10 protein-coding genes are annotated in these 8,355 nt (G+C 68.0%); all 10 read right to left on the bottom strand.

Annotation, left to right across the window (positions count from 1 at the left end; translation table 11 throughout):
• A partial coding sequence (gene rpsC / locus Q7L73_RS16835) for a 30S ribosomal protein S3 (protein WP_370552651.1) occupies positions 1-933 on the bottom strand: 933 nt, incomplete at its 3' end.
• 7 nt (positions 934-940) lie between these two features.
• Positions 941-1,270, bottom strand: coding sequence for a 50S ribosomal protein L22 (gene rplV / locus Q7L73_RS16830; protein ID WP_304691056.1), 330 nt, complete (start codon positions 1,268-1,270; stop codon positions 941-943).
• Between the two features lie 325 nt (positions 1,271-1,595).
• The gene (gene rpsS / locus Q7L73_RS16825) at positions 1,596-1,868 is read right to left on the bottom strand and encodes a 30S ribosomal protein S19 (RefSeq protein WP_304691054.1); all 273 of its coding nucleotides are present in this window, start codon (positions 1,866-1,868) and stop codon (positions 1,596-1,598) included.
• A gap of 11 nt (positions 1,869-1,879) precedes the next feature.
• The gene (gene rplB, locus Q7L73_RS16820; protein WP_304691053.1) at positions 1,880-2,719 is read right to left on the bottom strand and encodes a 50S ribosomal protein L2; all 840 of its coding nucleotides are present in this window, start codon (positions 2,717-2,719) and stop codon (positions 1,880-1,882) included.
• Positions 2,719-3,015 (bottom strand): 50S ribosomal protein L23, encoded by a 297-nt coding sequence (gene rplW, locus Q7L73_RS16815; protein ID WP_304691052.1) that lies wholly within the window; start codon positions 3,013-3,015, stop codon positions 2,719-2,721. Before rplW ends, rplB begins: the two co-directional genes overlap by 1 nt.
• 2 nt (positions 3,016-3,017) lie before the next feature.
• Positions 3,018-3,650 carry a 50S ribosomal protein L4 gene (gene rplD, locus Q7L73_RS16810; RefSeq protein WP_304691051.1) on the bottom strand — a complete coding sequence of 211 codons (633 nt, stop codon included), beginning with the start codon at positions 3,648-3,650 and terminating at the stop codon, positions 3,018-3,020.
• Complete coding sequence (gene rplC, locus Q7L73_RS16805) at positions 3,643-4,260, bottom strand: 50S ribosomal protein L3 (RefSeq protein WP_304691050.1); 618 nt, start codon at positions 4,258-4,260, stop codon at positions 3,643-3,645. Before rplC ends, rplD begins: the two co-directional genes overlap by 8 nt.
• Before the next feature lies 1 nt (position 4,261).
• The gene (gene rpsJ / locus Q7L73_RS16800) at positions 4,262-4,579 is read right to left on the bottom strand and encodes a 30S ribosomal protein S10 (RefSeq protein ID WP_041731781.1); all 318 of its coding nucleotides are present in this window, start codon (positions 4,577-4,579) and stop codon (positions 4,262-4,264) included.
• Positions 4,580-4,756: 177 nt separating this feature from the next.
• The gene (tuf, locus tag Q7L73_RS16795) at positions 4,757-5,941 is read right to left on the bottom strand and encodes an elongation factor Tu (protein ID WP_304691049.1); all 1,185 of its coding nucleotides are present in this window, start codon (positions 5,939-5,941) and stop codon (positions 4,757-4,759) included.
• Positions 5,942-6,055: 114 nt separating this feature from the next.
• Positions 6,056-8,158, bottom strand: coding sequence for an elongation factor G (fusA, locus tag Q7L73_RS16790; RefSeq protein WP_304691048.1), 2,103 nt, complete (start codon positions 8,156-8,158; stop codon positions 6,056-6,058).
• Positions 8,159-8,355 lie beyond the last annotated feature (197 nt).

Genomic DNA, 8,355 nt, shown 5'->3' with positions numbered 1-8,355 from the left:
GCCGGGCCCACGCCCGCCGCCACCGCCGCCGGGACCGCGCCCGCCGCCACCGCCGCCACCGAAGCCGCCACGGCCACCGCCGCCGCCACCGGTGCCACCGGGACCGCCGCCCTGGCCGCCACGGCCACGGCCGCCGCGACCACGGCCACGACCGCCCTCGCCGCCGCCACCGCCGCCGGGACCGCCGCCCTGGCCGCCGCGACCGCCGCGCCCGCGCCCACGGCCGTCACGGCCGTCGCGTCGGTTGCGGTCGGGAGCGGCCGGACCCGGGTCGTCCATCTGCGTCAGATCGGCGCCGGTGTAGCCGTCGGGCATGATCTCGCCCTTGTTGATCCAGCACTTCACGCCGATGCGGCCGAACGTCGTTCTGGCCTCGTGGAAGCCGTAGTCGATGTCGGCGCGCAGCGTGTGCAGCGGGACGCGGCCGTCGGAGTAGCTCTCCGTACGGGCCATCTCGGCGCCGCCGAGGCGACCGCCGACCTGGACCTTGACGCCCTTCGCGCCCGAGCGCATGGCGCTGGTGAGCGCACGCTTCATGGCGCGCCGGAAGGCGACGCGGTTCTGCAGCTGCTCGGCGATCGACTGCGCGACGAGGCGCGCGTCGAGCTCCGGGCGCTTGATCTCCAGGATGTTGACCTTGACCTGCTTGTTGGTGATGCGATGCAGGTCACGGCGCAGCGCGTCGACCTCGGAACCGGACTTGCCGATCACGATGCCGGGACGCGCGGTGTTGATGTTGACCTCGACCTCGTTCGCGTTCTTGCGAATCGTGATGTCGGACAGACCGGCGTGCGACAGCCGGCCGATGATGTGGTCGCGGATCGCGATGTCTTCCACGAGGTAGTCGCTGAACTGCTTCTCGTTGAACCAGTTCGACTTCCAGTCGTGGATGTAACCCACGCGGAGCGACTCGGGATGGACTTTCTGCCCCATAGCGCAGTTACTCCTTCGGCGTGAGCAGGATCGTGAGGTGACTGGTGCGCTTGCGAATCGGCGTCGCGCGACCCATGGCGCGCGGGCGGAACCGCTTCAGCGTCGGGCCCTCGTCGGCGTGGGCCGCCTTGATGACGAGGTCGTCGCCGTCGAGCTCATGGTTGTGCTCGGCGTTCGCCACGGCCGACTCGAGCAGCTTGCTCCAGTCCTTCGCGACTGCGCGCGGCGTGAAGGCGAGGATGGCGCGAGCCTCCTCGACCGATCTGCCACGGATGTGGTCGCAGACGAGGCGGGCCTTGCGGGCGGAGGAGCGCACGTACTTCGCATGTGCGCGCACGACCGGGCGCTCGCCGGCGTCGGCCTTGGAGGCCTTCGCGGGAGCCGCTCTGGCGGCCGCTCTTCTCGACGCTCTCGGCGTCTTCTCCTCGTCGGCGGCAGCGTCGGCTCTCGCCGCTCTTCTCGCCGCTCTTCTCCCTCTCGGCGCTGCTCTGGCCTCGGCCTCGGCGGGCTCGTCAGCCGCAGCGACGGGCTCCTCCGCGGGCGTCTCCGCCGCGGTGGGCTCCGTCTCCCCGGACTCAGGGGCCCCCGTCTCGGTGGCCTCGGTCTCCGGCGTACTCGGCTCGGGAGTCTCTGTTCTGTCGTTCTCGTCAGCCATGGAATCTCTAGCGGCGCTTGCCGGTCTGGGTGTGGCCACGGTAGAGCCGCGTCGGCGCGAACTCGCCGAGCTTGTGGCCCACCATGGACTCGTTGACGAAGACCGGGATGTGTCTACGGCCGTCGTGGACCGCGATCGTGTGTCCGACCATCTCCGGGAAGATCGTCGAGGATCGCGACCAGGTCTTGATCATCTGCTTCGTGTTGGCCTCGTTCATGCTCTCGATGCGCGCCATCAGGCGCTCCTCGACGAACGGGCCCTTCTTGCTCGAGCGGCTCATCTGGTCACCCTCTAGCGCTTCTTGCCGCGGCGGCGCCCACGGACGATGTAGCGGTCGGAAGCCTTGCCCTTCTTACGCGTGCGGTAGCCGAGCGTCGGCACGCCCCACGGGGTCACGGGGTGACGACCGGGGGTCGTCGAGCCCTCACCACCGCCGTGCGGGTGGTCGACCGGGTTCATGGCCGTACCACGCGTCTGCGGCCGCACGCCGAGGTGGCGCTTGCGGCCGGCCTTGCCGATCTTGACGTTCTGGTGATCGGCATTGCCGATCACGCCGACCGTCGCGCGGCACTCGGCGCGGACCATCCGCATCTCGCCCGAGGGCAGACGCAGTGTCGCCATCTCGCCGTCCTTCGCGAGCAGCTGCACCGAGTTGCCGGCGGAGCGGGCGATCTGCCCACCGCGGCCGGGCGTCAGCTCGACGTTGTGGATGACGGTACCGGCGGGGATCCGCTCGATCGGCAGGCAGTTGCCGATGCGGATCTCGGCCTCCGGGCCGCTGACCACGGTCGCACCGACGGCAAGTCTGGCCGGCGCGAGGATGTAGCGCTTCTCGCCGTCCATGTAGTGGAGCAGCGCGATGTACGCCGAACGGTTCGGGTCGTACTCGATCTGCGCGACCTTGGCCGGCACGCCGTCCTTCAGGCGCTTGAAGTCGATCCGGCGGTAGAGGCGCTTGGCGCCGCCGCCGCGATGGCGCGAGGTCTTGCGGCCGTAGGAGTTACGGCCGCCCGACTTCGTCAGGCCCTCGACGAGCGACTTCTCCGGCTTGCTGCGGGTGATCTCCGCGAAGTCCGGATACGTGACGAAACGACGGCCGGGGCTCGTCGGCTTCGGCTTGCGAATGCCCATTACTCAGCCCCCTCCAGGCCCTGGAAGATCGGAATCGTGTCGCCCTCGCCAACCTGCACGATGGCCTTCTTCCACGCACGGGTGCGCCCGGAGGTGTACCCGCGCCGCTTCGGCTTGCTTCTGACCGCGATCGTGCGCACTTCCTGCACTCTCACGTCGAAGAGATCCTCGACGGCCTGGCGGATCTGCGTCTTGTGCGCGTCCGGATGGACGCGGAAGGTGTACTTGCCGATCTCGGCGAGCACGAAGCTCTTCTCCGAGACGACGGGACGGATGATGACCTGGCTCGCGTCCATGACTACGCCGCCTCCTCCTGCGCGGCGCCCGTGGCGCGCGCGGTGATCTGGGCCAGCGCGGACTCCGACACGAGCAGCGACGCGGCGCCGATGACGTCGGCGACGCCGGCGTCCTCGACCGGCAGCACGAGCACGCGCTCGAGGTTGCGGAACGACAGCCCCGCGTTCGCCTCGTCAGCGTCGAGCAGCACCAGCGTCGGGTTGGGCTGAGCCCACTCCGTCAGCAGTCTCACCGCGGTCTTCGTCGACGGCGCGTCGAAGCTGGCGGCGTCGAAGACGGCGAGCGAGCCGCGGTCGACGTGGACCGACAGCGCGCTGCGCAGCGCGGCGCGACGCGCCTTGCGGTTGACCTTGAACGTGTAGTGGCGCGGGGACGGGCCGAAGACCGTGCCGCCGCCCTTCCACACCGGCGAGCGCGAAGAGCCGGCGCGAGCGCGACCGGTGCCCTTCTGACGCCACGGCTTGGCGCCGCCGCCTCGAACCAGGCCGCGCGTCTTCGTCGCGGCGGTGCCCTGACGGAGCGCGTTCAGCTCCGAGCGCACCGTCTCGTGAACGAGCGGGCCGTTGAACTTCGCGGTGAACGCGAGGTCGTCGAGGACCACGTCACCGCCGCCGAGCTTGGGAGCGCTAGGCATCGGTGCGCACCTCCACCGTGCCGCCCTTCGGACCCGGAACGGACCCGCGGACGAGCATCAGATTGTCCTTGCTGATGATCTCGACGATCTCGAGACCCTTCTGAGTGACGCGCTTGTTGCCCATCTGGCCGGGGCCGCGGATGCCCTTCATCACGCGGGCGGGCCAGGCGGACGCACCGATCGAACCGGGGGCACGCACGTTGTGCGAGCCGTGGGACTTCGGGCCGCGTCTGAAGTTGTGGCGCTTGATCGTGCCCTGGAAGCCCTTGCCCTTCGAGGTGCCGGCGATTCTTACCGTCTGGCCCGTCTCGAAGGTGTCGACCGTGACGGTCTCGCCGACCGTCAGCTCGGCGGCCTCGTCGCGGAACTCCACCAGGTGGCGGTGCGCGGGGGCGTCGGCCTTCTTCAGGTGGCCGAGCTCGGCCTTCGTCAGCTGCTTCTCACGGCAGGCGCCGAACGCGAGCTGCACGGCTTCGTAGCCGTCGCGCTCGAACGTGCGGACTGCGGTGACGGGGCACGGCCCGGCTTCCAGGACGGTGACGCGCTCGACGCGGCCGTCTTCCAGGAAGCGCTGGGTCATCCCAAGCTTCTTCGCGAGGATCGCCGGCATGTCAGCTGGCCAGCCTGATCTCGATGTCGACGCCGGCGGGCAGGTGATCGAGCCGCTGGAGCGAGTCGACCGTCTTGGGCGTCGGCTGATGGATGTCGATGAGCCGCTTGTGCGTGCGGATCTCGAAGTGCTCGCGCGAATCCTTGTCCTTGAAGGGGGAGCGGATCACGCAGTAGACGTTCTTCTCCGTCGGCAGCGGCACGGGCCCGGACACGGTCGCGCCGGTACGAGTCGCCGTCTCGACGATCTCCTTCGCCGCCGTCTCGATCGCTGAGTGATCGTAGGACTTGAGGCGAATGCGGATCTTGTTCTGGGCCAGAGTTGCCACGTGTGCCTTTGGTTTCGTTCCGTCCGGTACTTGCTGTGTTCTTACGATTGGTCTCTTGCGCGCTGAAGGCGAGTCCCAGGGTCATTGGGACCCGCCTGCTTTGTCGTATCTCTCGACGTCAGCGTGCAAACGGCGGGACGCGAGCGTCCCGCCGCAGTGAGACTGGTGCTACTGGATGACCTCGGTCACGACGCCCGAGCCGACGGTGCGGCCACCCTCGCGGATGGCGAACCGCAGACCGGCATCCATGGCGATCGGCTGGATCAGCTCGATGTCCATCTGGATGTTGTCGCCCGGCATGACCATCTCGACGCCCTCGGGGAGGTTCGAGACGCCCGTCACATCCGTCGTGCGGAAGTAGAACTGCGGGCGGTAGCCGGTGAAGAACGGCGTGTGACGGCCGCCCTCCTCCTTCTTGAGGATGTAGACCTCGGCCTTGAACTTCGTGTGCGGCGTGATCGAGCCCGGCTTGCAGAGGACCTGACCGCGCTCGATGTCCTCGCGCTTGGTGCCGCGGAGGAGGCAGCCGACGTTGTCGCCCGCGCGACCCTCGTCGAGGATCTTGCGGAACATCTCGACACCGGTGACGACCGTGTTGGTCGTGTCCTTGATGCCGACGATCTCGACCGTGTCACCGGTGTTGATGATGCCCTGCTCGATGCGGCCGGTCGCGACGGTGCCGCGGCCGGTGATCGAGAAGACGTCCTCGACCGGCATCAGGAACGGCTTGTCGAGCTGACGCTCCGGCTCCGGGATGTAGGAGTCGAGCGCAGCCGCGAGCTCGATGATCTTTTCCTTGTACTGCTCGTCGCCCTCGAGCGCCTTCAGGGCCGAACCCGTGATGAACGGGATGTCGTCGCCCGGGAAGTCGTACTCGCTGAGAAGGTCACGGACCTCGACCTCGACGAGCTCGAGCAGCTCCTCATCGTCGACCATGTCGGCCTTGTTGAGGAAGACGACGATGTACGGCACGCCGACCTGACGCGCGAGCAGGATGTGCTCACGGGTCTGCGGCATCGGGCCGTCAGCAGCCGACACGACCAGGATCGCGCCGTCCATCTGCGCGGCACCCGTGATCATGTTCTTGACGTAGTCGGCGTGCCCGGGGCAGTCGACGTGCGCGTAGTGACGGTTCTCCGTCTGGTACTCGACGTGCGACGTGGCGATGGTGATCCCGCGCTCCTTCTCCTCCGGAGCGTTGTCGATCTCCGCGAAGCTGCGGGCCTCGCCGCCCATCTTCTCAGCGAGCACCGTCGTGATGGCAGCAGTCAGCGTCGTCTTGCCATGGTCGATGTGACCGATGGTGCCGACGTTGACGTGCGGCTTATCGCGCTCGAACTTCTCCTTCGCCACTTTGGGTTGCTCCTTGGAAATCGGTGTGCGGTCGCCTAGATGGGCGAACCTCGGAAATCTATCTCAGTTCCGCGTTTCGCGCCGGCTGGTCCGACGCGAGGCGGAATTTCCCTGCTAGGCGGCCTGTTCGCCCCCGGAACGAGCCTCGACGACCTTCTCCGCGATGTGCGACGGAACCTCTTCGTATCTGTCGAAGACCATCGTGTACGTCGCGCGGCCCTGCGTGTTGGAGCGGACGTCGGTCGCGTAGCCGAACATCTCCGACAGCGGGACTCTGGCGGTCACGACCTGCGCGTTGCCGCGCGGCTCCATGCCCTCGACCCGGCCGCGGCGACGGTTGAGGTCGCCGATCACGTCGCCCATGAACTCCTCGGGCGTGACGACCTCGACGGCGAAGATCGGCTCGAGCAGCACCGGCTTGGCGCGCTTCGCAGCCTCCTTCATCGCGAGCGAGCCGGCGACCTTGAACGCGATCTCCGAGGAGTCCGTGTCGTGGTACTTGCCGTCGACGAGCGTGATCTTGATGTCAACCATCGGGTAGCCGGCCTTGACGCCGGTGTCGAGTGCCTCCTCGACGCCTCTCTCGACCGCCGGAATGAACTCCGACGGGATCGAGCCACCCTTGATTCTGTTGACGAACTCGAAGCCCTCGCCGGGGTTCGGCTCGATGTCGACGTAGACGATGCCGTACTGGCCCGAGCCACCGGTCTGGCGCACGAAGCGGCCTTCGATTCTCTGGGCCGTGCCGCGCACCGTCTCGCGGTAGGAGACCTGCGGGCGGCCGACGTTGGCCTCGACCTTGTACTCGCGCAGCATGCGGTCGACGAGCACCTCGAGGTGCAGCTCGCCCATGCCGGAGATCTCGGTCTGCCCGGTCTCCTCGTTGGTGCGGACCTGGAAGGTCGGGTCCTCCTCGGCCAGGCGGCCGAGGGCGACGCCCATCTTCTCCTGGTCGACCTTCGTCTTCGGCTCGATCGCGACCTTGATGACCGGCTCCGGGAAGTCGATCATCTCGAGCTTGATCGGTCTGTCGACGGCGGCGAGCGTGTCACCGGTGGTGACCTGCTTGATGCCGACGGCCGCGGCGATGTCGCCGGCGGAGACGTCCGTCAGGTCGACGCGCTCATTGGCGTGCATCTCGAGGATGCGGCCGATCCGCTCGGAGCGGCCGGTCGAGACGTTGAGGATCTTCGAGCCCGCCTCGAGCGTGCCCGAGTAGACGCGGAAGTAGGTCAGCTTGCCGACGTAGGGATCGGCGGCGATCTTGAAGGCGAGCGCCGAGAAGGGCGCGTCGTCGGAGGCCTCGCGCGTCGCGGCGCGGCCCTCGTCCTCGCCGCGGACCGGCTCGACGCCCTCGACCGGCGGGACGTCCAGCGGCGACGGCAGGTAGTCGACGATCGCGTCGAGCAGCGGCTGCACGCCCTTGTTCTTGAACGACGAGCCGCAGAGGACCGGCGTCAGCGACAGGTTGAGCGTCGCCTTGCGGATCGCGGCCTTGATCACGTCGACCGGGATCTCGGCCTCTTCGAGGATCAGCTCGACGAGCGCGTCGTCGTCCTTGGAGAGCTCCTCGAGCAGGTGCTCGCGGGCGATCGCGGAGGCGTCGGCGAGATGGTCCGGGATCGCGGTGATCTCCTGGTCCTTGCCGAGGTCGTCCTTGTAGATGATCGCGTGGTTCTCGACGAGGTCGATGATGCCCTTGAGGTCCGACTCCGCGCCGATCGGCAGCTGGATCGGGACCGGGTGGGCGCCGAGGCGGTCGATCATCGTCTGCACGCCGCGCTCGAAGTCCGCGCCGATGCGGTCCATCTTGTTGATGTAGGCGATGCGCGGCACGTGGTACTTGTCGGCCTGGCGCCAGACGTTCTCGGACTGCGGCTCGACGCCGGCGACCGAGTCGAAGACGGCGACCGCGCCGTCGAGCACGCGCAGCGAGCGCTCGACCTCGACCGTGAAGTCGACGTGGCCGGGCGTGTCGATGATGTTGATGCGGTGGCTGTTCCACTCGCAGGCGGTGGCGGCGGAGGTGATCGTGATGCCACGCTCCTGCTCCTGCTCCATCCAGTCCATGGTCGCGGCGCCCTCATGCACCTCGCCGAGCTTGTGGGTGCGGCCCGTGTAGAACAGGATGCGCTCGGTCGTGGTGGTCTTGCCGGCGTCGATGTGCGCCATGATCCCGATGTTTCGGGTCTTGTCGAGGGCGTACTTGCGTGGCATGGGCTCGGTCTCTAACTCGCGGTCTGGTCGTCGACGATAGGCACAAAAATGGCCCCAGCGGGGCCCGGTACTGACTGAAATGTCGTCCCGGGTTCGTGCGTTAGCTCGTCGAGGTCTCCATGGGTAGATGTGCCCCGTGGCGGAGGCGCGCAGTGGCGCGCGCCTCTGGGAGGCGGCGAGTGAATATAGCAAAGGAG

Origin of the sequence: Conexibacter sp. CPCC 205762 (assembly GCF_030646155.1) — a bacterium.
In the GTDB taxonomy this organism is placed as follows: domain Bacteria; phylum Actinomycetota; class Thermoleophilia; order Solirubrobacterales; family Solirubrobacteraceae; genus Conexibacter.
This window is presented reverse-complemented; position numbering and strand designations above follow the sequence as displayed.

What these genes read in the sequence shown, in the direction of transcription:
- rplW (WP_304691052.1), bottom strand. Translation starts at nt 3,015, where the DNA reads ATGGACGCGAGCCAGGTCATCATCCGTCCCGTCGTCTCGGAGAAGAGC.
- rplD (WP_304691051.1), bottom strand. Translation starts at nt 3,650, where the DNA reads ATGCCTAGCGCTCCCAAGCTCGGCGGCGGTGACGTGGTCCTCGACGAC.
- rplC (WP_304691050.1), bottom strand. Translation starts at nt 4,260, where the DNA reads ATGCCGGCGATCCTCGCGAAGAAGCTTGGGATGACCCAGCGCTTCCTG.
- rplB (WP_304691053.1), bottom strand. Translation starts at nt 2,719, where the DNA reads ATGGGCATTCGCAAGCCGAAGCCGACGAGCCCCGGCCGTCGTTTCGTC.
- rpsS (WP_304691054.1), bottom strand. Translation starts at nt 1,868, where the DNA reads ATGAGCCGCTCGAGCAAGAAGGGCCCGTTCGTCGAGGAGCGCCTGATG.
- fusA (WP_304691048.1), bottom strand. Translation starts at nt 8,158, where the DNA reads ATGCCACGCAAGTACGCCCTCGACAAGACCCGAAACATCGGGATCATG.